Origin of the sequence: Pseudomonas sp. MF6747 (genome assembly GCF_963890955.1) — a bacterium.
In the GTDB taxonomy this organism is placed as follows: Bacteria; Pseudomonadota; Gammaproteobacteria; order Pseudomonadales; family Pseudomonadaceae; genus Aquipseudomonas.
The window spans coordinates 37,053-62,043 of sequence record NZ_CAWPSZ010000001.1; the positions used below are offsets into that span (position 1 = coordinate 37,053).

A 24,991-nucleotide genomic window follows, 5' to 3' on the forward strand; every position below is an offset into this window, starting at 1 on the left:
CAACCTATCTTTCACTGATCCACCGCATTCGCGAGCAAGCCCGCTCTCACATTTGGAGTGCATTCCAATAGGAGGATCGGCGTCAAACAACCGCGTTATAGAACTGCTCGCTGCTCTTGTGCTCCACCAACGCCTGCTCGATGGCCGCCTGGTGCACTTCATCGGCATGCTCTTCACGGGCTTCCGGCAGGATGCCCAGGCGCGCAAACAGCTGCATGTCCTTGTCAGCCTGCGGGTTTGCGGTAGTCAGCAGCTTGTCGCCGTAGAAGATCGAGTTGGCGCCGGCGAAGAACGCCAGGGCCTGCATCTGCTCGTTCATGGCTTCGCGGCCGGCCGACAGGCGCACGTGCGACTGCGGCATCAGGATGCGCGCCACGGCGAGCATGCGGATGAAGTCGAACGGGTCGATGTCATCGGCGTTTTCCAGCGGCGTACCGGCCACCTTCACCAGCATGTTGATCGGCACTGACTCCGGATGCTCCGGCAGGTTGGCCAGCTGGATCAGCAGGTTGGCGCGGTCGTCGAGGGACTCGCCCATGCCGAGGATGCCACCCGAGCAGATCTTCATGCCCGAATCGCGCACATAGGCCAGGGTTTGCAGGCGCTCGCTGTAAGTGCGCGTGGTGATGATCGAACCGTAGAACTCAGGCGAGGTGTCGAGGTTGTGGTTGTAGTAGTCGAGGCCGGCCTGGGCCAGGGCCTCGGTCTGGTCCTGGTCGAGACGGCCGAGCGTCATGCAGGTTTCCAGGCCCATGGCCTTCACGCCTTTGACCATTTCCAACACGTACGGCATGTCTTTGGCCGACGGGTGTTTCCAGGCGGCGCCCATGCAGAAGCGAGTCGAGCCAATGGCCTTGGCGCGGGCGGCCTCTTCGAGGACCTTCTGCACTTCCATCAGCTTTTCTTTTTCCAGGCCAGTGTTGTAGTGGCCCGACTGCGGACAATATTTGCAATCTTCCGGGCAGGCGCCGGTTTTGATCGACAGCAACGTCGACACCTGCACGCGGTTGGCGTCGAAATGCGCGCGGTGCACGGTCTGCGCCTGGAACAACAGGTCATTGAAAGGCTGCACGAACAGCGCTTTGACTTCGGCTAAGGACCAATCGTGACGCAGGTTGGCAGTGGTGCTGGCGCTCATGGGCGATTCCTTGATTATGCTTGGGCTTTCGCTGCGGGAAGGGCAATACCCACAGTCACGACACGGATGCTCGGCATATTTAAGGAAGATTCATGCGCTGTCAACCTGGATACAAACACGAGGTTTACATCTGGCTAAAAAACAACCAGACCTGTTTAATTTGCGATGAAGCCACAGAATCGACCGATTGTGTGTGCAACGTCTGCGAAACAGAGCTGCCATGGTTGCTGGAACAATGCGAGGTGTGCGCCTTGCCGCTGCCAACCAGCGGTTTGATTTGCGGCCAATGCCTGAAAAACCCGCCTGCGTTTAAACACGTCGTCGCGCCGTGGTCCTTCAGCTTTCCCGTCGACACCCTGATCAGCCGCTTCAAGCATCAGTCACGCTGGCCTCTCGGCCATCTGCTCGCGCGCCTGCTGGGGCATCACCTGCAACACCGTTTTGACAACGCCGAACTTGAGCGCCCCGACTGCCTGCTGCCCGTGCCCCTGGCGCGTAAACGCCTGCGCGAACGTGGCTTCAACCAGGCGCTGATGCTGTCACGCTGGCTGAGTGAACAGCTTGCTATCCCGCACGATGACCATCTGTTGTTACGCCCCCATGAAACCGTCGCGCAACAAGCCCTCGACGCCAAAACGCGCAAACGCAACCTGCTGGCCGCGTTTGCACTGGCTCCCGACGCCCAGGTGCAAGGCCGCCACCTGGCGCTGGTCGACGACGTACTGACCACCGGCGCCACCGCCCACAGCCTGGCGCGGTTGTTGATGGACGCGGGAGCGCGGCAAGTCGACGTGTACTGCCTGGCACGCACACCTAAACCCGGGGCATGACTTGACTCGCGTGCGCCACGCCTGCAACGTCCGCTGACCTTATCGAAGCGTATCCACATGTCTCTGCCGACCTCGCTCAGCCAACACATCATCCGCCGCCCCCAGCGCATCGCCTTGCTGGCGCACATCGCCGAGCAAGGCTCGATCACCCGCGCGGCCAAGAGCGCCGGTTTGAGTTACAAGGCCGCCTGGGATGCCATCGACGAACTGAACAACCTGGCGCAAAAACCCCTGGTGGAACGCAGCGTCGGCGGCAAAGGCGGCGGCGGTGCCAAGCTGACGGCCGAGGGTGAGCGCGTGCTGCGCCTTTACCAGCGTTTGCAAGTGTTGCAGGCCCAGTTGCTGGGCTCGGACGAAGACGCGAGCGACTTCAACCTGCTCGGCCGGCTGATGCTGCGCACCAGCGCGCGCAACCAACTGCACGGCCAGGTCATCGCGATTGAAAGCCATGGCCGCAATGACATGATCCGCCTGCAACTGTCGGGCGCCTTGAGCCTGAGCGCGCAGATCACCCACGACAGCACGCTGCGCCTGGAACTGGAGACCGGCGTGGAAGTGGTCGCCTTGATCAAGGCCGGCTGGCTGGAATTGCTCGCCCTGGGGCAGGTAGCAACACCTGGACACAATTGCATGAGCGGCGTGATCGAGACGATTCTCGACGCCGACGACGGCCCCAGCGAGGTGCGCATCACCCTGCCCAACGGCCAGGTTTTATGCGCCCTGGCGCAGCCCGCCGCGCTCAAGGCGCTGAAGGCCGCCGAGGGCCAGCCAATTCAGGTGCAGTTCTCGCCCAGCAACGTGTTGCTCGGCACGCCGGTGTAGCGCGAGGGCTACTTCAAACTGCAACAATTTCGTCACGCGTGCTCCTTAAGGTGTCTGCAAAAACCGCAGGGAGCCCGAAATGAGCCTATTAGAAGACAACCAAGCCACCGACCTTGAACAGATGGTCGGCCTCACCCGCCGCCGTTTCATCGGCGCGGGGGCTTTGTGCGGCGCCGCGATGTTCCTCGGCGGCAACCTGCTGAGCCGTAGCGCCCTGGCTGTCAACGCCGCGTCCAGCCCGTTGCTGGGGTTCCCCAGCATCGCCGCCGCCACCCGCGACGCCATCACCCTGCCCCCCGGCTACAGCGCCTCAGTGCTGATCAGCTGGGGCCAGCCATTGCACAAAAATGCCCCGGCGTTCGACCCCTCCGGCAACGGCAGCGCCAAGGCCCAGGAGCAACAGTTCGGTGACAACAACGACGGGATGAGCCTGTTCGCCTTCCCCGGTGACGACAACCGCGCGCTGATGGCGATCAATAACGAATACACCAATTACCGTTACCTCTACGCCCACGGCGGCGCGCCGCAATCGGCCGAGGACGTGCACAAGGCCCAGGCCAGTGAAGGCGTGTCGGTGATCGAAGTGCGGCGCAAGGGCGACACCTGGCAGTTCGTGCAGGACTCGCGCTACAACCGGCGCATCCACGGCAACTCGCCGATCCGCCTGAGCGGTCCGGCGGCGGGTCACGACTGGCTGAAAACCCGCGCCGACAAAACCGGTAAAAAAGTCCTCGGCACCTTCCAGAACTGCGCCAACGGCAAGACCCCATGGGGCACCTATCTGACGTGCGAAGAGAACTTCACCGACTGCTTTGGCAGCAGCAACCCACAACAGGCCTTCGACGCCGCGCAAAAGCGCTACGGCGTGGTGGCGGCCAGCAAAGAGATCAACTGGCATCAACACGACCCGCGTTTCGACATGGCCAAGCACCCCAATGAACTCAACCGCCATGGCTGGGTGGTAGAAATCGACCCGTTCGACCCGCAATCCACGCCGACCAAACGCACCGCCCTGGGCCGCTTCAAGCACGAAAATGCCGCACTGGCTGAAACCCGCGATGGCCGCGCCGTGGTGTACATGGGCGATGACGAGCGCGGCGAGTTTATCTACAAGTTCGTCAGCCGCGACAAGATCAACCACAAGAACCCCAAGGCCAACAAAGACCTGCTCGACCACGGCACCTTGTATGTGGCGATCTTCGACGCAGGCGACGGCAACGCCGACCACCCCAAGGGCACCGGCCAATGGGTCGAACTCACCCATGGCAAAAACGGCATTGACGCCAGCACCGGTTTCGCCAGCGAGGCCGAAGTGCTGATTCACGCGCGCCTGGCCGCCAGCGTGGTCAAGGCCACGCGCATGGACCGCCCGGAATGGATCGTGGTCAGCCCCACGGATGGTCAGGTCTATTGCACCCTCACCAACAACGCCAAGCGTGGCGAGGAAGGTCAGCCGGTAGGCGGCCCGAACCCGCGTGAGAAAAATGTCTACGGCCAGATCCTGCGCTGGAAAGCCGATGCCGATAACCATGGCTCCAACGCGTTCTCCTGGGACCTGTTTGTAGTGGCCGGCAACCCCGGTGTGCATGCCGGCACGCCGAAGGGTGGCTCGTCCAATATCAACCCGCAAAACATGTTCAACAGCCCCGACGGCCTGGGTTTCGACAAGGCCGGGCGCCTGTGGATTCTCACCGATGGCGACTACAGCAACGCGGGTGACTTCGCCGGCATGGGCAACAACCAGATGCTGTGCGCCGACCCGAGCACCGGGGAAATCCGCCGGTTCATGGTCGGGCCAGTGGCGTGCGAGGTGACGGGGATCAGCTTTTCGCCAGATCAGAAGACGCTGTTTGTGGGGATTCAGCACCCGGGCGAAACCGGCGGCTCGAGCTGGCCGGAGCATCTGCCGAACGGCAAACCGCGTTCGTCGGTGATGGCAATTCGGCGGGATGATGGCGGGATTGTCGGCGCCTGATAGGCCCCAATCGGGGGCAAGCCCCCTCCCACACTCGACCGCGTTCTTACGGGTCAAACGCGGTCTTCGTGGGAGGGGCTTGCCCCCGATGAGGCCAGTACAGACACCACCTATCTATCGCCGTGTGCGTTACCATACCGGGCCGGACGCGGCGCCCTGCTGCGCGCAGGAGTTCGCATGGCCCATCCGTTTGAAACACTCACCCCCGACCTGGTTCTCGACGCTGTCGAAAGTATCGGCTTCCTCAGCGATGCTCGTATTCTGGCGCTCAACAGCTACGAAAACCGCGTCTACCAAGTGGGTATCGAAGACTCTGAACCGCTGATCGCCAAGTTCTATCGGCCGCAGCGCTGGACCAACGAAGCGATCCTTGAAGAACACCGTTTCACCTTCGAATTGGCCGAGTGCGAAGTACCGGTGGTCGCCCCGTTGATCCACAACGGCGAAAGCCTGTTCGAACACGCGGGTTTCCGCTTCACCCTGTTTCCGCGCCGGGGTGGCCGTGCGCCGGAGCCGGGCAATCTTGATCAGCTGTATCGCCTGGGTCAGTTGCTCGGCCGTTTGCACGCCGTCGGCTCGACCCGCCCGTTCGAACACCGCGAGGCGTTAGGGGTGAAAAACTTCGGTCACGACTCCCTCACGACCTTGCTGGAAGGTAACTTCATTCCGAAAAGCCTGCTGCCGGCCTACGAGTCCGTGGCCCGCGACCTGCTCAAGCGCGTGGAGGAGGTCTACAAAGCCACACCGCACAAGAACATCCGCATGCACGGCGACTGCCACCCCGGCAACATGATGTGCCGCGACGAGATGTTTCATATCGTCGACCTGGATGACTGCCGCATGGGCCCGGCCGTACAGGATTTGTGGATGATGCTCGCCGGTGATCGCCAGGAATGTCTGGGCCAGCTGTCGGAATTGATGGACGGTTATCAGGAGTTCCACGACTTCGACCCGCGCGAACTGGCGCTGATCGAACCCTTGCGCGCCTTGCGCCTGATGCACTACAGCGCCTGGCTGGCACGCCGCTGGGATGACCCGGCGTTCCCCCACAGCTTCCCGTGGTTCGGCAGCGAACGTTATTGGGGCGATCAGGTGTTGGCGTTGCGTGAGCAACTGTCGGCGCTCAATGAAGAACCGCTGAAACTGTTCTGACACTGCCGCGACGCCTTGTGGGCGCTGGCGACCCGACAACCCAGCTCCCACAGAAAAGCAGCATCCCATCGCCTGACAAAAATCCTTACAATTGCGCCTTTGTTAGCTGCCTATGCAAGGATTCTGCAATGCAACCCGCCAACCCCCGCAAGGGTTACATCCTGGGCCTGAGCGCCTATGTCATCTGGGGCCTGTTCCCGATCTATTTCAAAGCCATCGCCAGCGTTCCCGCCGCCGAAATCATCGTGCACCGCGTGCTGTGGTCGGCGCTGTTTGGCGCTGTGCTGTTGATGGTGTGGAAACACCCGGGCTGGTTTCGTGAACTGCGCGACAACCCCAAGCGCCTGGCGATTCTGGCACTGAGCGGTGCGTTGATTGCCGCCAACTGGCTGACGTATGTGTGGTCGGTCAACAGCGGGCGCATGCTCGAGGCGAGCCTGGGTTATTACATCAACCCGCTGGTGAATGTGCTGCTGGGCATGCTGATTCTCGGCGAACGCCTGCGGCGCTTGCAGTGGATGGCCGTCGGGCTGGCGGCGGTGGGTGTGGCGCAACAGGTATGGCAGGTGGGCAGTTTGCCGTGGGTGTCGCTGGTGCTGGCGCTGACCTTTGGCTTCTACGGGCTGATCCGCAAGCAGGCGCCCGTCAAGGCGCTACCGGGGTTGGTGGTGGAAACCTGGATGCTGGTGCCGATCGCTGTCGCCTGGCTGCTGTTCAACCCGTCGGCACACAGCGCACAGCTTGAATTTTGGGGCACCGGCGAAGCCTGGTGGCTGGTAGCGGCCGGCCCGGTCACGCTGATCCCGTTGGTGTGTTTCAACGCTGCAGCGCGGCATTTGCCCTACACCGCCCTGGGATTTTTGCAGTATGTGGCGCCTACCCTGGTGCTGTTGGAAGCGGTGTTCCTGTTCGGTGAACACTTGGCCACCAGCACGCTGATCGCGTTCGCGTTTATCTGGGCCGGCCTGGTGGTTTACAGCCTGGACGCCTGGCTGACGATCCGCAAACGCTGATCAAATAACGTACAAAGCTCTGCAAGCCACAGCAGGCCTGGCTTGCAGACATCCACCCCAAGGTTATCCACAACCTGATCCCCGCCATTTGTGCACAAGCCCTTGAAACTGCTCGTTTTTTGCTCAACTAAAGGAGAAGCCCGGCCGACGTGGCCTGGCGCCGGGTCTCTACAGGTTATCCACAGGCCCATGCAAGATTTCCATGCATAACCCTGTGGGCAGGCCGTTATTCTTCGTGGTGCAACTCCACCATCAAGTCATCCGCCAGGGTTTCCAGGGACAGTTGCAAGGTATCCAGGGATAACGCGGTGGGCACCTGCAACAATGCCTCGGCGGTAAACAACGGATCACCGCTCATGGGCGCCGGGCGCACATCCGTGCTCAGGCTTTCAAGGTTCACGCCCTGTTTGCTCAACAGCGCCGTGATCTCGCGCACGATTCCCGAACGGTCGTTGCCCACCAGCGTCATCAGGATGGCCTTGGACGCCGCGGTCTGCCCTGAACTGCCCTCACCCACCAGCACGCGAATGCCGTGTGTGGATAAGTCCTCCAGCGCATTCACCAAACCCTGACGACTTTCGGCGGGAACGCTGACCCGCAGGATCCCGGCAAACTGCCCGGCCATGTGCGCCATTCGGCTCTCCAGCCAGTTGCCACCGTGGGCGGCAATATTCTGCGCAACGCGTTCAACCAGGCCGGGTTTGTCGGCGGCAATAATAGTGAGTACAAGATGGTCCATGGCGAAGCCCTCTGAATTCAATCTACAAGGTGGACGCAGGCGCCCTCGAAAACAAATCGTGTACCATTTTTATATTTATCTGGAACAATCTGATAGTTTTTTGAGAACATCCAATACCCCACTGTGACCGCATGACCAAAGTGGGTCGCTAAACGACGTATTTAGTCAAATTTTCACAACCGCAACTCATCATGTAGTATGCAAAACCGCGCACTACATAACGTTAGGTCGATGTCTGCCAAGGCACCAACGTATCGCGATAACCCGCCAGCCCAGCCGCCTTAACGGCATGTACTGGGGGATCGGGTTCGTGGTTTAAATGGCCAGAGGCTTCATTGGTAAATTGAAAAGCTGAAAAGCGCATAAGCTCCGCAGAGTGAGGCAAGCAATGACTGAACACGTTCAAGTCGGTGGCCTGCAGGTCGCCAAAGTCCTGTTCGACTTCGTGAACAACGAAGCCATTCCCGGTACCGGCATCACTGCCGACCAGTTCTGGGCCGGCGCCGACAAGGTCATTCACGACCTGGCACCGAAGAACAAAGCCCTACTCGCCAAACGCGACGATTTCCAGGCGCGGATCGATACCTGGCACCAGACCCACGCCGGCCAGGCCCACGACCCGGTGGCCTACAAAGCCTTCCTGCAAGACATCGGATACCTGCTGCCAGAAGCCGCAGACTTCCAGGCCTCGACCCAAAACGTCGATGACGAAATCGCCCGCATGGCCGGCCCTCAGCTGGTTGTGCCGGTGATGAATGCCCGTTTCGCCCTTAATGCTTCCAACGCACGTTGGGGCTCGCTGTATGACGCGCTGTATGGCACCGACGCCATCAGCGAAGCCGACGGCGCCGAAAAGGGTAAGGGCTACAACAAAGTGCGGGGCGACAAGGTGATTGCCTTCGCCCGTGCTTTCCTCGACGAAGCCGCGCCGCTCAGCGCTGGCAGCCATGTCGATTCCACCGGTTACAAGATCGCTGATGGCAAGCTCATCGTCAGCCTTAAGGGCGGCAGCAACAGCGGCCTGCGCGACGATGCACAACTGATCGGTTTCCAGGGGCCGGCGGACCAGCCGATCGCCATTTTGCTGAAACACAACGGCCTGCATTTCGAAATCCAGATCGACGCCAGCACGCCTGTCGGCCAGACCGATGCGGCCGGCGTCAAAGACGTGCTGATGGAAGCCGCGCTGACCACCATCATGGACTGCGAAGACTCCGTCGCCGCCGTTGATGCCGATGACAAAGTGGTGATCTACCGCAACTGGCTCGGCCTGATGAAGGGCGACCTGGCCGAAGAAGTGGCCAAGGGCGGCAAGACCTTTACCCGCACCATGAACCCCGACCGTGTCTACACCGGCGTGGATGGCCAGGACGTGACCTTGCACGGCCGTTCGCTGCTGTTCGTGCGCAACGTTGGCCACTTGATGACCATCGACGCGATCCTCGACAAAGACGGCAACGAAGTACCGGAAGGCATTCTCGACGGTTTGCTCACCAGCCTGGCGGCGATCCACAGCCTCAACGGTACCAGCAGCCGCAAGAACAGCCGCACCGGCTCCGTGTACATCGTTAAACCGAAAATGCACGGCCCGGAAGAAGCTGCGTTCACCAACGAGCTGTTTGGGAGTATCGAAGACGTGCTGAACCTGCCGCGCAACACGCTCAAAGTCGGGATCATGGACGAGGAGCGCCGCACCACGGTCAACCTCAAGGCCTGCATCAAGGCCGCCAGCGAGCGCGTGGTGTTTATCAACACCGGCTTCCTCGACCGTACCGGCGACGAAATCCACACCTCCATGGAAGCTGGCGCGATGGTGCGCAAGGCGGCCATGAAGGCCGAGAAATGGATCGGCGCTTACGAGAACTGGAACGTCGATATCGGCCTGAGCACCGGCCTGCAAGGGCGTGCACAGATCGGTAAAGGCATGTGGGCGATGCCCGACCTGATGGCAGCGATGCTTGAACAGAAAATCGCTCACCCACTGGCCGGCGCCAACACCGCTTGGGTACCGTCGCCCACGGCGGCTGCACTGCACGCGCTGCACTACCACAAAGTCGATGTGTTCGCGCGTCAGGCCGAACTGGCCAAACGCGAGCGCGCGTCGGTGGACGATATCCTGACCATTCCTCTGGCCAGCAACACCGATTGGTCTGACGAGGAAATCCGCAACGAGCTGGACAACAATGCCCAAGGCATCCTTGGCTATGTTGTGCGCTGGATCGATCAAGGCGTCGGCTGCTCGAAAGTGCCGGACATCAATGACGTGGGCCTGATGGAAGACCGCGCCACCCTGCGCATCTCCAGCCAGCACATCGCCAACTGGCTGCGCCATGGCATCGTCAACGAAGCCCAAGTGATGGAAAGCCTCAAGCGCATGGCGCCGGTGGTAGACCGTCAAAATGCGGGGGATGCCCTGTATCGCCCCTTGGCGCCGGATTTCGACAGCAACATCGCGTTCCAGGCAGCGGTGGAGTTGGTGATTGAAGGGACCAAGCAACCCAATGGTTATACCGAGCCGGTGTTGCACCGTCGGCGCCGTGAGTTCAAAGCCAAAATGGGTGTGTAACTAACGAAGGGAGACGTCCCTGATCAAAAGATCAGGGACTGATCCTGCAGGGGCATTCAGATCATGGATAGAGGTAGTTCAACTCAGCCGTCCCCTTGATCTCCAGGTCGCGCCTTCCATCGTTGAACTTCCCACTGAACGTATATTTCAAGTTGTCGGTTGAGTTGGTGGAGGTCACTTCAACCGTTCCGGCAATAGGCAGAAGGATATCGCCCAAGCTGCATCCGAATTTCGAATCAGCCTCCTCGAACTTGTACGTCGTGGTGCCATCCTCGATGGCGGGAACAAATGACATTGAGACTGACGTACGGGTCGCAGAATCTGTACTTTGAAAGTGATTACTGTCACCCGAAACGCTCGTGGAGCTGGTGGTGCGCAAAAGCTTACCGTTGTGGAAAATATCCGCTTTAATCTTGCCAGCTATTTTCATGACTGACTCCTGGTGGTGAATGAAGGGGGCAACCGTTCCCGATCGCCGCGCACTCATCCAGTAAACCGCCCCACCTATTGCTTGCCTACTGTCAGAATTGACAGTGCTTAGCTGATACCGACCAGTGGACGTTACTGCGCCATTCCCAGCTCGCGCTTGACCATCTTCGCCAACTTCACGCTGTCGATAGGCTTGAGCAAAAAGTCCACCACGCTCAAGTGCATCGCATCGATGACATCCGGCGCTTCAGCGTCCCCGGACATGATGATGATTGGCAGCGCCGCCCGAGTAGAGCTGCGCACTTGGCGAATCAATTCCAGGCCATTGCTCGGCGCCATGCGCAGGTCGGTGATCAGCAAACCGATGGAGCTGCTGGAGCTCAACAAATCCCACGCCGCCTCTCCACTGTCGGCGGTCATGCAGCGAATGCCGTCCAGGCCCAGAATCTCCGCCAGTAATTCGCGCGCATCTTTGTCGTCATCGACGATCAACACACGTTGTGGCGGTAAATCAGGCTCCAGCATCACAGCGCTCAGTGCCTCGCGCTCTGCATCACTCAAAATATCGTGGTCGGGCATACGTTTCTCAGCAGTTCTCATCAATCTCGCAGCACACTCGTCAGACATCTGCGGAAGGGCGAACAATGTGCACTTCGTCGGAAAGTTTGACTAGTGGGCGTTCTACGGGGTTTGCACGATAGCCATGTAAGGTTTTTCCCTAGTCGCCAATGGTTTGACCGCTACCTAGACTTACGTCCAATGGGCACCCAGGGCACGGGGGCCGACCATAAAGGACTATAACGACAAGAAACTGCGGTCACTGTTATGAGTAAAGCTGATGCTTTCACGCAGGCGGGAAAAACCGCCGTGTTGCAGAACATCCACGGCACCCTGCAATTCCTGCAACGCTTTCCCCCGTTCAACCAGATGGAAAACGCACACCTGGCGTATCTGGTCGAACAGTGCCAACTGCGCTTCTATAGTCAGGGCGACAGCATCCTCAAGCCGTCGGGTGGGCCGGTGGAGCATTTCTTCATCGTCAAGCAAGGCCGCGTGGTCGGCGAGCGCCCGTTGCTCAATCAAGACGCGACGCAAACCACCTTTGAAATCACCACCGGCGAGTGTTTCCCGCTGGCCGCGTTGCTGGGCGAACGCGCGACCCGCACCGAGCACAAGGCCGCCGAAGACACCTTCTGCCTGCAACTGAACAAGCCGGCCTTTATAAAGCTGTTCGCGCTTTCGAGCCCGTTTCGCGATTTCGCCCTGCGCGGCGTCAGCAGCCTGCTGGACCAAGTGAACCAACAGGTGCAGCAAAAAGCCGTGGAAACCCTCGGCACCCAATACTCGTTGAACACGCGCCTGGGCGAATTGGCCATGCGCCATCCCGTCACTTGCAGCCCGAGCACGCCGCTGCGCGAGGCGGTCACGCTGATGCATGAGCAGCAAGTGGGCAGCATCGTCATCGTCGACGCGCACAAGGCGCCCCTGGGAATTTTCACCTTGCGCGACCTGCGCCAGGTAGTGGCCGATGGCACCAGTGACTTCAATCAGGTCATCGAATCCCATATGACCCAGGCGCCGTTCTATTTGAGCCCGGACCACAGCGCCTTCGACGCCGCCATTGCCATGACCGAACGGCACATCGCCCACGTGTGCCTGGTCAAAGACCAGCGCGTGTGTGGCGTGGTGTCCGAGCGCGACCTGTTTTCCCTGCAGCGGGTGGACCTGGTGCACCTGGCGCGCACCATCCGCAATGCGCCACGCGTGGAAAACCTGGTGGCGATTCGCGGTGAGATCGGCCAATTGGTCGAACGCATGCTCGCCCATGGCGCGTCGTCCACCCAGATTACCCACATTATTACGCTGCTCAACGATCACACCGTGTGCCGTGTGATCGAACTGACCCTGGCCGACAAGGGCGACCCCGGCGTGCCGTTCAGTTGGTTGTGTTTCGGCAGCGAGGGCCGCCGCGAGCAGACGCTGTATACCGACCAGGACAACGGCATCCTGTTCGACGCCAAGGATGCCGCCGAAGCCGCCGAGATCCGTGGCCGTTTGTTGCCCTTGGCACAGCAGATCAACCAGAGCCTGGCGTTGTGCGGTTTCAGCCTGTGCAAGGGCAATATCATGGCCGGCAACCCCGAACTGTGCCTGTCGCGGGCCGAATGGGCGCGGCGCTTCGGGGCGTTTATCCGTGAGGCCACGCCGGAGAACCTGCTGGGGTCGAGCATCTATTTCGATTTGCGCGTGGTGTGGGGCGATGAACAGGGCTGCGAGCAATTGCGCCAGGGCATTCTCGATCAAGTCGCGGACAACCGGCTGTTCCAACGCATGCTGGCCGAGAACGCCTTGCGTCAGCGCCCGCCGGTGGGGCGTTTCCGCGACTTTGTGCTGACGCGCAAAGGTGGCGAAAAGGCCACCCTCGACCTCAAGGTGCAGGGCCTTACGCCCTTTGTCGATGGCGCGCGCCTGCTGGCCCTGGCCAACGGCATCCACGCCAACAACACCCTGGAGCGGCTGCGCCAGTTGGTGGACAAGGCGGTCATTGAGCGACTAGACGGCGCCGCGTATGAAGAGGCCTACCACTTTATCCAGCAAACCCGCATGCAGCAGCACCAACTGCAAACCCGCGAGAACCAGCCGTATTCCAACCGCGTCGACCCTGACAGCCTCAACCACCTGGACCGGCGCATCCTGCGTGAATCCCTGCGGCAGGCGCAGCGCCTGCAAAGCAGCCTGACCTTTCGGTACCAACTGTGAGTTTGTTCAGTTGGCTGCGTGCGAAAAAGCCAGGGCTCGACGCTACCCAGCTCATGCGCCTGGCGCAGTTGCCCGCACCTGCCGTGCTGGGGGATGGCGCCTTGCGCAACCAGCGCTGGGTAGTCGTCGACCTGGAAACCAGCGGCCTTAACCTCAACCGCGACCAAGTGCTGTCCATTGGCGCGGTGGTGATTGAGGACGGTGCGGTGGATTTTTCGCAAATGTTCGAACGCACCTTGCACCGTGCCGAAACAAAGCTGAGCCCCAGCGTGCTGATTCACGGCCTGGGGCCCAGCGCCATCGCCGCCGGCACCGACCCGGTCGAGGCGCTGCTGGACTTCATGGCGTTTGTTGGCGACAGCCCGCTGCTGGCGTTCCATGCCCCCTTCGATCAACACATGCTGTGCCGCGCGCTCAAGGACAGCCTGGGCTATCGCCTGGTGCACCCGTTCCTCGACGTCGCCGACATCGCCCCGCTGCTGTGCCCCGACGCGAATATCCGTGAAGCCGGGCTGGACGACTGGATCAACCACTTCAAGCTGCAGGTCGGTGAGCGCCATCACGCCAGCGCCGACGCCCTGGCCACGGCAGAGTTGATGCTCATCCTGTTGAGCCGTGCGCGTGCGCAGCACATCGACTCCCCGCAGGCGCTTCAAGCACGCGTGAGCCAATGGAAACGGCGCAAACAAGCGCCATCGTTTTAATAGCACCGCCCGACAGACGCCAATTGCGCGCGTTCCTTGCCTCTGACACAATCGCGAATAATTCTCGTTAGTTTAAACCCCTTGTTTATTCGGTGATGCCTTGTCGTCGGTCCAGACCCCACACACTGAGCTTGTTGGCGCGTTGTATCGCGACCATCGTGGCTGGCTGTTGGCGTGGCTGCGGCGCAACGTGGCCTGCCCGAGCCGCGCCGAAGACCTGAGCCAGGACACGTTCATGCGCCTGCTGGGCCGTGACGAGTTGCGCGAACCCCGCGAGCCACGGGCATTTCTGGTGGCTATCGCCAAGGGGCTGCTGTTCGACTACTTCCGGCGCGCGGCCCTGGAACAGGCCTACCTCACTGAACTGATGCTGATCCCGGAAAGCGAACACCCCTCGCCGGAAGAGCAGCAACTGATCCTCGAAGACCTCAAGGCCATCGACCGCTTGCTCGGCAAACTGTCGAGCAAGGCCCGCGCCGCCTTCCTCTATAACCGCCTCGACGGCCTGGGCCACGCCGACATTGCCCAGCGTCTTGGCGTGTCGGTGCCCCGCGTGCGCCAGTACCTGGCGCAAGGCATTCGCCAGTGTTACATCGCACTGTATGGCGAGCCGCTGTGAGCGTGGTCAGCGCCAAGCCGGTTTCGGCGCGCGTGCTGGATGCCGCGATTGCGTGGCAACTGTCCCTGGACTCAGGTGACGGCAACTTCGTTGCACAGGAAGAGTTCGCCAAATGGCTGGCCAGCGATGAAGAACATGCACGCGCCTGGCGCCAGCTGGGCATGCTCGACCAGCGTTTCAGCGTGGCCTCGGGCCCCGCGCGCGCGGCGCTGCTGCACTCGCGCGAAGGCATTCGCCAGCGCGTGCGCAAGCTTGGACGTGGCGTGGCAAGCATTGCGCTGCTCTGCGGCCTGGCGTTGTTTGCCGGTGAGCGATATGTGCCGATCCATTATTGGCTGGCCGACCAGCGCACCGCCACCGGCGAGCAACGCACGCTGAAACTGGCGGATGGCACGCTGATCAACCTCAATACCCACACCGCCATCGACGTGCGTTTCGACGAAACACGCCGGCTGATCGTGTTGCAGGAAGGCGAGATTCTGGTCGAAACCGGCCACAACGATGCGCGCCCGTTTTATGTACAAACCCGCGATGGCAACCTGCGAGCGCTGGGGACGCGGTTTATCGTCAAGCGCGAAGACCACGCCACACGCTTGAGCGTGCTGCAGTCCGCCGTGGCTGCCCAGCCCCAGGCACTGCACAAGGAACAGATTTTCAAGGAAGGCCAGCAAGTGCTGATGCGCAGTGACGGCCTCGACCCTGCGCTGGCCGTCTCTCCCGCCGCCGACGCCTGGACGCGCGGCATGCTGGTGGTCGACAACGCCCGCCTGGGCGATGTGGTCGAAGAACTCAGCCGCTACCGCAGCGGGTATCTGGGTGTGGATAAAACCGTGGCCGATCTGCGCATCACCGGCAGCTTCCCGCTGCACGACACGACGCTGGCGCTGAACGCGCTGCTGCCGACGCTGCCGGTACAGATCGAGCAGCACACACTGTGGTGGACCCAGGTGGTCGCAAGGCCGACGCAAGGCGGGTCTGTTAGCAATAATTGAATCGAGACTATCTCGAAACGTTACAAAAAACTGTCATTTCTCACAGGTACGCAGCCCTGTCTTTTGCCATCCAATGAGCCTTCGTTTTTTCCAGCTTTTTGCTGGTGAAGCGATCCTGTTCGGCTAACGAGGATGGACCCATGTCAACCCAACTCAACATCTACAGTCAGAACTATGTCTTCGCCTTTCCTGGCCAAGGGAGCGATCCGTGCGGCGCTCTGGCGGAGCTGTATCAGCATGTACCCGAAGCCCGGGACCCAATTGACACGATTCTGGCAATCATCGAAACCGAGGCGGCGGCGCACGAACCTGATCTCCATCCAGGGTTGATCACCCAGGTTCTGCTGACCCGCGATCACGCCCTGCCGCTGCCTTCGGGTGTGGCGCAACTGGCGCTGTACGGCGCTGCGGTGGTGCTTAACCAGTTGCTGCAGGCCACGGGCATTGTTCCCTCCCTGATCGTTGCGCAAAGCTTCGGCGAAATTGCTGCCAGGGTGTGTGGCGGCGTGCTCGACATTGCGCAGGGTGCCCGCGCGGTCTGTGCCCTCAACGCCGCCTACCGCAGCGAGGAAGGCCGAGGCAGCATGCTGCTGGTCAACCTTTCAGCGCAGGACACGCAAGCACTGCTGGACCGCTACCCCGAGTCGAACCTGGTGCTGGGCTCCGTCAACGCGCCGGCCCAATGCATCATCAGCGGCGAGAGGGCAGACCTGGAGCACCTGCTTGCTCACCACGATGACAGCGCACACCCCTTGCGCCCGGTCTCGATCGCTTACGCGTCGCACTATCCGCCTCACACGGAGGTCGCCCGGCGACTTCACGAAAACCTGCAGCCGCTGGCCCCCAAACCCTTCAAAACACCGATCTACTCAACTGTGCTGGGGCGTCGCTACGAGCCCGAGGACGATTTGCATCACCTGTTTACCCTGGGCGTCACGCAACCCACCAACCTGCCCTACACGTTGGCGCAACTGCCGACGGACAAACACACCGTGTTTATCGACCTTGGGGTGAACAGCGGCCTGTCGGTGTGCATACGCAAAAGCCTGCATCCCGCACAGACCTACGCGCCGCTGGCGCAACCCATCGAAACCCTGCGTCATTTGCTGGTCAACGCGCCCGCCGCGCAAAAGGCCGTGGTTGACTTGCGCCAGCTGGCCAACGGGCCCGTCGATGCCGAGGTTCACGCGCAAATGGCGAAGATTTTCAGCGACCCCGAACTCCATCCTCGCGCCAACCAGAGTTTTCATGACGGCCATCGCCACACCTACCAGCGCTTGCAGCACCTGATGCGCCAGCTGCCCGACGGTATCCATGGCTTTGCGCAGCCGCAGTTATTGATGGCCGAGGCTACCCACGCGGCGCTCAATGATCCTTCGCTGTTCATGGGCTGCGTGATTCAGCAGGGGTTGTGTATCGGTACGCTGCTGGCGTTCGAGCAGGATCACCCGAGCGCCACCCAGTGGCGACGCAAACTGGAGGCCGGCGAGAGTCTGGGGGTTTACGCGCTGACCGAGATAGGCCGCAGCAACTCCCACATGGGCGCGTGTGTCGAGGCAGTATTCGACGCCGACACGCGCACCTTCTTGCTGAACACACCCAACAAGGCCGCGCTTAAATTCGCCAACGTCGGGATCAGCAACCTGGACAAGCTGGGCGTGGTGTTCGCCCAAGTGATCGTTCAGGGCCAGCCCTGTGGCGTCTTCGCGTTCATGCTGCCATTGAGTGACGCCAACGGCCCGCGCCCGGGAGTTTCCATGTCGTCACCGGCGGAAATCCGCGCAGTACCGCTGGATTACGGCCTGGCGAGCTTTGACAACGTGCGCCTGCCCTTCGACGCGTGGCTGCGCGATGGCGCTTCGATCGACGCGTCCAACCAGTTCCACGACCCATTGGGCAGTACGGACCGTCGCCTGATTCGCTCACTGTTTGCGCCCAAGAATGTGTGGGCGATGGTCGGCGTCGGCTTGAGTTCGGTGATGCTTGCCTGTTCAACCCTGGCCCTGACCCATGCCAACCGACGCACGACCCAGGCGCGGATCGGTAACGGCACCGGCCTGTTGGCTTTTCGCACCCAACGCCGCGCGCTGTTCGGTTGCCTGGCCACGGCGTATGTCATGAAGTGCTTTGCCAACGACTCCGCCCGCCTGTGGATTGAAGGCACGGCCAGTCAGGCGTCACTGCACACCACCGGCACAGGCGACGTGACGTGGACACCGTGGGCCGCCATCAGCCAAACCCTGGCGCTGACCAAGGCGCTGTGTGCACCCGCCGCCGAGGCGCTGGCAACAGAGTGTCGGTTGCGCTGCGGGGTGGCCGGTGCGCTCAACCTCAATCGCTTCGCCGACTACGAAGGTATGGCCAAAATCTACCAGGATGCCGGTGGCAATAACCGCATGATCCTGCTGGACGCCGCCAAGGTACTGGTCGGCCAACCCTTGAGCGAACCCACACCCCCCAACCCCCAGGCCGGGCTGGATGACGCCGGGTACTGGCAAGCCATGGCTCACACCCTGGAGTACCGTTTGCTCAAGCACGTGGCCGACCATATTGCCCGGCACCGTGGCGAGGGAGAGGACGACATGCAGGTCTGGAACGCGCAGTTGATGGTCGTTGCCCGCGCAGGAGAGGCTTACGCCCAGCGTCTTGCCATCGACAGCGCAATTCGCGCCGGCAGCTTGCTGCCCCACGGGTTGGCCAAGGAACTGGGCAACGCGCTGTGCGGCCTTTACGTGTTGGAATACCTGAACAAGCATGCCGCCTGGTTCATCAGCGAGGGCCTCATGGACATCGCCCGCTACCGCGCCCTTGAGGCTCGGCTTGATTCGCTGAGCGACTTTCTGGCCACACAGGTTGACGTGTTGATCGAAGCCTTCGGTCATGGCGCAGCCACACGCGCGGCAATCGCCCAGACCGATCATTACCCCGACGCCCTGGCCGACAAACTGCAGTGGGCGGTCGGCTGAAGAACCCAGCTACCCTGAGCCTTGAGGGCCATGCCGTTCGATCAGTTGCGCACCTTCGCAGATTTATTTTCGCTTGGCCCTATCACTTTTTGATTCTCGTCCGGCACCTAGGCAATTGAGAAATGTTTCCATTCAGGAGCCGCCCTATGTCCCGCACGCTAGACACCTTGTTGCGCCCCAGCCTGTTAGCCGTGGCCATCGCCCTCAGCGCACCGCTGGCGAGCACCACGCTGATCGCCGCCGAACAGGCTTCCAGCGTGCGCGCCTACAACCTGCCGGCTGCACCGTTGGCCAGCACGCTGAACCAGATCGCCAGCCAGGCCGGCCTTGCGCTGACCCTCAATCCAGCGTTGGCGTCGGGCAAGACCTCGGCACCGGTCAACGGCCAGTTCGATGCGCAGGGCGCGCTGCGAGAGGCGTTGCGTGGCACCGGGCTGCAGCTGGAGCAAAGCAGCGCGGGGACGTTTACGCTGGTGGCGATTCCGGAAGGCGTCGTGGCCTTGGCTGAGACCAGTATCACTGCGCAAGGCGACACTGAAAGTGCATGGGGCCCGGTCACTGGCTACCTGGCGACGCGCACTGCGGCCGGCACCAAGACCGACACCGCACTGGTTGAAGCACCGCGCTCGATCTCTGTGGCGACCCGCGAGCAGATGCAGGACCGCAACGTCCAGAACCTCGATGATGCCGTCAAATACATGCCCGGCATCGTATCGTCCAGCTACGGCAGCGACACCCGTTACGACTGGATGCGCGTGCGCGGTTTCGAACCGACGCAATTCCTCGACGGCCTGCCTTTGCCGCGCGGCGTTTACGCCAACCCTAAAGCCGAAACCTGGAACCTCGACCGCCTCGCCCTGCTGCGTGGCCCGGCCTCGTCGATCTATGGCCAGACACCACCAGGCGGCCTGCTGGACATGGTCAGCCGCCGTCCCAGCGAGGAGTCGAGCCATGCTATCCAGTTGCAATACGGCAGTGACAACTACCGCCAGATCAACTTCGACAGCACCGGCAAAATCGATGATGAAGGCCAGTTCCTGTATGGCGTCAGCGGCGTGGTACGCGATGCCGGCACCCAGGTCGATCACATCGACAACAAGCGCTACAACATCGCGCCGAGCCTGACCTGGAATATTGATACCGACACCAAGCTGACCCTGCTCTCGCAGTTCACCCGCGACGATACCGGCACCACCAGCCAGTTCATGCCGATCCAGGGCACCAAGATCAAATCGCCGCTGGGCGACGTTTCCCACCACAAGAACCTCGGCGATCCCGACTACGAGTTCTACGACCGCACCTACTACGCAATGGGCTATGCGTTCGAACACCGTTTCAACGATACCTGGCAGTTCAAGCAGAACCTGCGTTACACCAAGTCGGAGCTGGATTTCCAGCAACTGACCGTGGGTTCCTTTGCTTACTCCCCGGCCGATGCGGCGGGCAATATCAGCCGGTCGACCACCAATGTTGACGAAAGCATCGGCCAGTTGGCGATCGACAACAACTTCCAGGCTGACTTCGCAACGGGCGACATTGCCCACACCCTGCTGCTGGGCCTGGATCACCAACGTACCGATACCTCTTACCGCGCGATATACGGTACAGCGTCGGGTATCAACATCTTCAACCCGATCAATACCCAGCCGACGCTGCGTCCGACGGATGTCCGACCTTTTTACGACTACAACCAGAAAACCGTGCAAACCGGCCTCTACGTGCAGGACCAGATGGCTCTGGACAAGTGGCGCCTGACCCTGGGCGGGCGTGAAGACTGGGTGCATCAAGGCACCACCTACTTCAACGACAACGATGCAACCAACACCGATCGCATCAAACACTTCAGTGGCAACGCGGCGCTGAGCTATGTGTTTGATTCAGGATTCGTACCGTATCTGTCTTACGCCGAGTCGTTCCAGCCGGCGAGCAACGCAGATACCAATGCGCTCAAGACGTTCAAACCGACCGAAGGCAAGCAATGGGAAATGGGGGTGAAGTACCAGCCGCCCGGCTCCAACACATTGCTGAGCGCGGCGGTCTACGACCTGACCCAGAAGAACGTGCAGGTGACTAACCTCGGCCCAGGCGGCCAGCAAATCAACAGCCAGACCGGCGAAGTGAAGGTCAAGGGCCTGGAACTGGAAGCCGTGTCTGACGTGAACGAGAACCTCAAGGTCATCGCCGCCTACACCCTGGCAAAATCCGAGGTGCAAAAAGGCATCTACAAAGGTAACCGCCTGACATTGATGCCAAACCAGCAAGCCTCGCTGTGGACCGACTACACCTGGCACAGCGGCGTACTTGACGGTTTCGGTATCGGTTTTGGTGCCCGCTACACTGGCAACACGTATGGCGACCAGGCCAACACCTGGCTGGGCAAGGCCAACGCCTACACCGTGTTCGATGGTTCGGTGCATTACGATCTGGGCCGCCTGGATAACAGCCTGAAAGGCGCATCGGTTAAATTGAACGCCACCAACCTGTTCAACAAAGACTACCTTTCCACCTGCGACGGCAACTACTGCTACTTCGGTGACCAGCGCAGCGTCGTCGCCAGCGCTACCTACCAGTGGTAATCGGCTGAGTTAATAACCAGGCCGTCCTCCAGGGCGGCTTTGGTGTGTCTGAAGGCTAGAAAATGAAAAGCAAAACCATCCGCCGCTGGTCCTTCATCCACACCTGGACCAGCCTGATCTGCACAGTCTTCCTCCTGTTGCTCGCCCTTACCGGCCTGCCGCTGGTGTTTCACCATGAGATCGATCACCTGCTGGGCAATGAGCCTGAACTGGCGCAGATGCCCGCCGACACCCCGCAGTTGAACCTTGAGCAACTGGTGGCCAAAGCCCAGGCGCATCGCCCGGGTGAGGCGATGCAATACCTGGCGTGGGACGAAGACGACAAGAACGGCGTGATCGCAATCATGGCCGCTACGGCCGGCACCGAACCCAACTCGTCGCACACCTTCATGCTCGATGCGCGCACCGGTGAAGCCGTCGAAACCCCAGCGGCCAATGGCGGCCTGACACTGTTCCTGCTGCGCCTGCATGTGGACATGTTCGCCGGCCTGCCGGGCAAGTTGCTGCTGGCCTTCATGGGCCTTTTGTTTGTGCTGGCGATTGTCTCGGGCACGGTGCTGTACCTGCCGTTCATGCGCCGCTTGAAGTTCGCCACCGTGCGCCAGGACAAGTCCACGCGCTTGCGCTGGCTCGACCTGCATAACCTGATCGGCGTCGTCACGCTGACCTGGGCGCTGGTGGTGGGCGTGACCGGTGTGATCAGCGCCTGCGCCGACCTGATCATCGCCGCCTGGCGCCAGGACAGCCTCAGCGCGATGATCGAACCCTACAAAAACGCGCCGCCACTGACCCAACGCGCCCCGGCCACCGAGCTGCTGAACATTGCCGCGAAGGCCGCGCCCGGCATGGAGCCGGACTTTATCGCCTTCCCCGGCACGCGTTTTTCCAGTGAGCACCATTACGCGGTGTTCATGAAGGGCAGCACGCACCTGACCTCGCACCTGCTCACGCCGGTGCTGATCGACGCCAGCACCCTGGCCGTCACCGCCATCGCTGAGCGGCCGTGGTACATGGACGCCATGGGCATGTCCCAGCCATTGCACTTTGGTGACTACGGCGGCATGCCGATGAAGATTCTCTGGGCGGTGCTCGATGTGCTGACCATCATCGTGCTGGGCAGCGGCGTTTACCTGTGGATCGTGCGGCGCAAGGCGGCCAAGGTATGAAGCCGCGTCAGTCGAACTTCTGGAAGGTGTTTGGCATTCCGCTGGGGATTGGCGTGCTCAGCGCGGCCGGGTTGTTTGCCGCGTTGCTCGGGGATGGGCTGTGGGATTCATTGAGCTGGGTCGGTTTGGGGATTCCTGCGGTCATTGGTGTTTGGGCATTATTCAAGCGGCGCGGCTGAGGGCGCTAGCGCAGGCAAACCAGCTCCCACCTTGAAATGCATTGCCCCCGTGGGAGCTGGCTTGCCTGCGATGAGGCCCTCAAAAACACCCAAAGACCCCCTCGCCAGCCACCGCGCAACCCTCTAGGCTAGCCACTGCCCATTTCGAGGAATGCCCATGTCCGCGCCCAGCATGACCTTGTTTCACAACCCAGCCTCACCCTTTGTTCGTAAAGTCCGCGTGCTGCTGATCGAAACCGGCCAGCAGGACCGCGTGACCCTGCAAGGCTGCATGCCGACACCGGTCAACCCGGACGCGCAGCTGGTGCACGAAAACCCCGTGGGCAAGATCCCGGCCCTGCGCCTGGCCGACGGCAGCGCCCTGCACGACAGCCGGGTGATCCTCGATTACCTCGACCACCAGCATGTCGGCAACCCCCTCATTCCTCGTGACGGCTCGGCACGCTGGCGCCGCCTGACCCTGGCCTCAATGGCCGACGGCATCATGGACGCCGCCGTGCTGGTGCGCTACGAAACCGCCATGCGCCCGGCAGAAAAGCACTGGGACCAATGGCTGAATGAGCAGCGCAACAAGATCCGTCGCACCCTGGCGGAGTTGGAAGCCAATGCGATTGCCGAGCTGGCCAGCCACTTCGACATTGCGTCGATCAGCGTGGCCTGCGCCTTGGGCTACCTCGACTTCCGCCACCCTGACCTGCAATGGCGCGCCGCGAATCCCCAGCTTGCCGATTGGTACGCCAAGGTCAGCCAGCGGCCGTCGATGCTGCAGACCCAGCCGCCGGTCTGATACTCACCCCAACCTACTGTGGGAGCGGGCTTGCCCGCGATTGCGGCGGGTCATTCAGCGCATCTGTTTCTGACCCACCGCCTTCGCGGGCCAGCCCGCTCCCACATTGGAAGGTGGTGGAGTTGAGGAAAATGACAATGCTGGCGGCCAACTGCTCACCCAACTGCTGATCTTCCCGTAACCCAATCATTGCACCGCCTCCAGGTCAAACTGCACCTTGCGCTTGCCCACGCCATACCAATCCAGTTTGCGCGTCAGCACCATCACCGTGCCCAATAGCCCGAACAGCAACAGCGAGCCCATCAGCAGCGCGTAATCCTCGGCACTGAGCAGCCCATACAACAGGCCATACAACGCCGCCAGCCCCACCGAAAAGCCCAGCCCATGGGCAATGCTGCGCAGCACGTGGCACACGTAGAAGCCGATCAACAACACACAGGCGCTCGCCGACAACAGGTACGCCGGGCCAAAGCCCATGTGCTCGGACAACGACAACAACAGCAGGTAAAAGAACGCCAGGGCAACGCCCACCAGCGCGTATTGAATCGGGTGCACCGCCAGGTTCTTGAGCACTTCGAACAGGAAGAAGCCGGCAAACGTCAGGGCGATAAACAGCAACGCGTATTTGATCGCACGGTCGCTCTTGAGGTACTGGTCCACCGGGTCGATGAAGTTCACGCCGAAGCTGCGGCTATTGAAGTCGTCACACACTTTGTCCCACTCACAGCCGCGCAGGGTTTCTTCCAGGTTGGTGGAGAAAAACGTGGTCTGCCAATTGGCGCTGAAGCCCTGCGCGCTGACCTCACGCTGGGCCGGCAGGAAGTTGCCAATGAAGCTGGGGTGCGGCCAATTCGATGCCAGTTTGACCTGGCTGATCTTGCCCACCGGCACCACTTGCAGCTGCTCGGTGCCTTGCAGGCGCAGGTCAAAAGCGAAGTCCAACGGCGCCGGCTTTTTGCTGTCTTGCTCGGGCAGCATCACGTGCACGCCCTCGCCCAGCCACGCCACTTGAGTGCCTGGCGAGAACTCCAGGCGTTGGCTGCCCAGCTCCAGTTTCAGCGCATTCTCGATGCCGCGAATGTCACTGATACCCACCGCCAGATACGCCGGGTCAAAGCGGTAATCGGCAAAGTTTTCCTTGATACCCAGTTGCTCCGGTAGCACAAACCGCCCGTTGATGCGGTTGTCGGCATGGAACAGCCGCGCCTGGTAAATGCCCCGCGAACGCAGCTCGGTTTGCACCTTGCCGTCGAGTTCAAACTGCTCCGGCAAGAAATACAGACGACCACGCACCTCGCTGACTTGCTCGTAGCGCTCGTTGAGTTTTTCATTGAGCTTCCACTCCCGGACCGTCTTGCGATACGGCACCACCATCACCGGGCCGGTGAGGCGCTGGCTGTAACTGGAGCTGCGGGCGATGTCCATCAGTACGCCATCGCGCAGTTGCTGGCGGTCGCTGATAATGCCGTTGATCATCAGCAACGGAATCAGCAACAGCAGAATCAGTAGCGCAATCGCGCCAAGTTTGAAAAGCAGGCTGCGGTTCATGGGTCTCTCCCTGTTTTGATGGGCAGAGCG

Annotated in this window: 20 protein-coding genes; 15 read left to right on the forward strand and 5 right to left on the reverse strand. The window is 61.2% G+C overall.

The genetic code is table 11. From position 1 onward, the window contains the following. Positions 1–82: 82 nt before the first annotated feature. Positions 83–1,138: a biotin synthase BioB gene (gene bioB / locus AACW30_RS00165; RefSeq protein WP_200622028.1), complete on the reverse strand. Its 1,056-nt coding sequence runs from the start codon at positions 1,136–1,138 to the stop codon at positions 83–85. Between the two features lie 92 nt (positions 1,139–1,230). Here bioB and AACW30_RS00170 point away from each other — a divergent pair, with 92 nt between their 5' ends. From AACW30_RS00170 to rarD, 5 genes are all read left to right on the forward strand, one after another. Then, positions 1,231–1,968 carry a ComF family protein gene (locus tag AACW30_RS00170; protein WP_200622030.1) on the forward strand — a complete coding sequence of 246 codons (738 nt, stop codon included), beginning with the start codon at positions 1,231–1,233 and terminating at the stop codon, positions 1,966–1,968. A 57-nt stretch (positions 1,969–2,025) separates the two neighbouring features. Continuing rightward, positions 2,026–2,790 carry a TOBE domain-containing protein gene (locus tag AACW30_RS00175; protein WP_200622032.1) on the forward strand — a complete coding sequence of 255 codons (765 nt, stop codon included), beginning with the start codon at positions 2,026–2,028 and terminating at the stop codon, positions 2,788–2,790. Between the two features lie 79 nt (positions 2,791–2,869). Then, entirely contained in the window at positions 2,870–4,765 is a 1,896-nt protein-coding gene (locus tag AACW30_RS00180) for a PhoX family protein (protein ID WP_200622034.1), read from the forward strand. A 177-nt stretch (positions 4,766–4,942) separates the two neighbouring features. After that, complete coding sequence (locus AACW30_RS00185) at positions 4,943–5,917, forward strand: serine/threonine protein kinase (protein WP_106575556.1); 975 nt, start codon at positions 4,943–4,945, stop codon at positions 5,915–5,917. A gap of 128 nt (positions 5,918–6,045) precedes the next feature. After that, positions 6,046–6,930, forward strand: coding sequence for an EamA family transporter RarD (rarD, locus tag AACW30_RS00190; RefSeq protein ID WP_106575557.1), 885 nt, complete (start codon positions 6,046–6,048; stop codon positions 6,928–6,930). 226 nt (positions 6,931–7,156) lie between these two features. On the opposite strand, the gene AACW30_RS00195 is transcribed toward rarD, so the two are convergent. After that, positions 7,157–7,669, reverse strand: a complete 513-nt coding sequence (locus tag AACW30_RS00195) for a glycine cleavage system protein R (RefSeq protein ID WP_200622036.1) — start codon at positions 7,667–7,669, stop codon at positions 7,157–7,159. 388 nt (positions 7,670–8,057) lie between these two features. Between AACW30_RS00195 and AACW30_RS00200 the strand changes: the two genes are divergently transcribed. Continuing rightward, entirely contained in the window at positions 8,058–10,235 is a 2,178-nt protein-coding gene (locus AACW30_RS00200) for a malate synthase G (RefSeq protein ID WP_200622049.1), read from the forward strand. Positions 10,236–10,296: 61 nt separating this feature from the next. Here AACW30_RS00200 and AACW30_RS00205 read toward each other — a convergent pair whose 3' ends face one another. Both AACW30_RS00205 and AACW30_RS00210 read right to left on the reverse strand, forming a co-directional pair. Continuing rightward, complete coding sequence (locus AACW30_RS00205; RefSeq protein WP_200622051.1) at positions 10,297–10,665, reverse strand: hypothetical protein; 369 nt, start codon at positions 10,663–10,665, stop codon at positions 10,297–10,299. Positions 10,666–10,796: 131 nt separating this feature from the next. After that, positions 10,797–11,243: a response regulator gene (locus tag AACW30_RS00210; protein WP_106575561.1), complete on the reverse strand. Its 447-nt coding sequence runs from the start codon at positions 11,241–11,243 to the stop codon at positions 10,797–10,799. A 246-nt stretch (positions 11,244–11,489) separates the two neighbouring features. Between AACW30_RS00210 and AACW30_RS00215 the strand changes: the two genes are divergently transcribed. The 9 genes from AACW30_RS00215 (at position 11,490) to AACW30_RS00255 (ending at position 23,413) form a co-directional block, all read left to right on the forward strand. Next, positions 11,490–13,424: a putative nucleotidyltransferase substrate binding domain-containing protein gene (locus AACW30_RS00215; RefSeq protein WP_200622066.1), complete on the forward strand. Its 1,935-nt coding sequence runs from the start codon at positions 11,490–11,492 to the stop codon at positions 13,422–13,424. After that, positions 13,421–14,128, forward strand: a complete 708-nt coding sequence (locus AACW30_RS00220) for a 3'-5' exonuclease (RefSeq protein WP_106575563.1) — start codon at positions 13,421–13,423, stop codon at positions 14,126–14,128. The genes AACW30_RS00215 and AACW30_RS00220 overlap by 4 nt, the downstream gene beginning before the upstream one ends. A 100-nt stretch (positions 14,129–14,228) precedes the next feature. Beyond that, on the forward strand, positions 14,229–14,747 hold the full coding sequence (locus AACW30_RS00225; protein ID WP_124418608.1) for an RNA polymerase sigma factor: 519 nt from the start codon (positions 14,229–14,231) through the stop codon (positions 14,745–14,747). Beyond that, positions 14,744–15,739, forward strand: a complete 996-nt coding sequence (locus AACW30_RS00230) for a FecR domain-containing protein (protein WP_200622069.1) — start codon at positions 14,744–14,746, stop codon at positions 15,737–15,739. Before AACW30_RS00225 ends, AACW30_RS00230 begins: the two co-directional genes overlap by 4 nt. Before the next feature lie 140 nt (positions 15,740–15,879). Then, positions 15,880–18,705 (forward strand): acyltransferase domain-containing protein, encoded by a 2,826-nt coding sequence (locus AACW30_RS00235; RefSeq protein ID WP_200622079.1) that lies wholly within the window; start codon positions 15,880–15,882, stop codon positions 18,703–18,705. Positions 18,706–18,851: 146 nt separating this feature from the next. Then, positions 18,852–21,281 carry a TonB-dependent siderophore receptor gene (locus AACW30_RS00240; protein WP_106575567.1) on the forward strand — a complete coding sequence of 810 codons (2,430 nt, stop codon included), beginning with the start codon at positions 18,852–18,854 and terminating at the stop codon, positions 21,279–21,281. Between the two features lie 62 nt (positions 21,282–21,343). Next, positions 21,344–22,447: a PepSY-associated TM helix domain-containing protein gene (locus AACW30_RS00245; protein WP_169367743.1), complete on the forward strand. Its 1,104-nt coding sequence runs from the start codon at positions 21,344–21,346 to the stop codon at positions 22,445–22,447. Then, the gene (locus AACW30_RS00250) at positions 22,444–22,626 is read left to right on the forward strand and encodes a hypothetical protein (RefSeq protein WP_119737602.1); all 183 of its coding nucleotides are present in this window, start codon (positions 22,444–22,446) and stop codon (positions 22,624–22,626) included. Before AACW30_RS00245 ends, AACW30_RS00250 begins: the two co-directional genes overlap by 4 nt. A 157-nt stretch (positions 22,627–22,783) precedes the next feature. Further along, positions 22,784–23,413, forward strand: a complete 630-nt coding sequence (locus AACW30_RS00255; RefSeq protein ID WP_106575570.1) for a glutathione S-transferase — start codon at positions 22,784–22,786, stop codon at positions 23,411–23,413. 186 nt (positions 23,414–23,599) lie between these two features. Here the strand turns inward: AACW30_RS00255 and creD are convergent, their stop codons facing one another. Then, the gene (gene creD / locus AACW30_RS00260; protein ID WP_200622081.1) at positions 23,600–24,961 is read right to left on the reverse strand and encodes a cell envelope integrity protein CreD; all 1,362 of its coding nucleotides are present in this window, start codon (positions 24,959–24,961) and stop codon (positions 23,600–23,602) included. Positions 24,962–24,991: the final 30 nt, after the last annotated feature.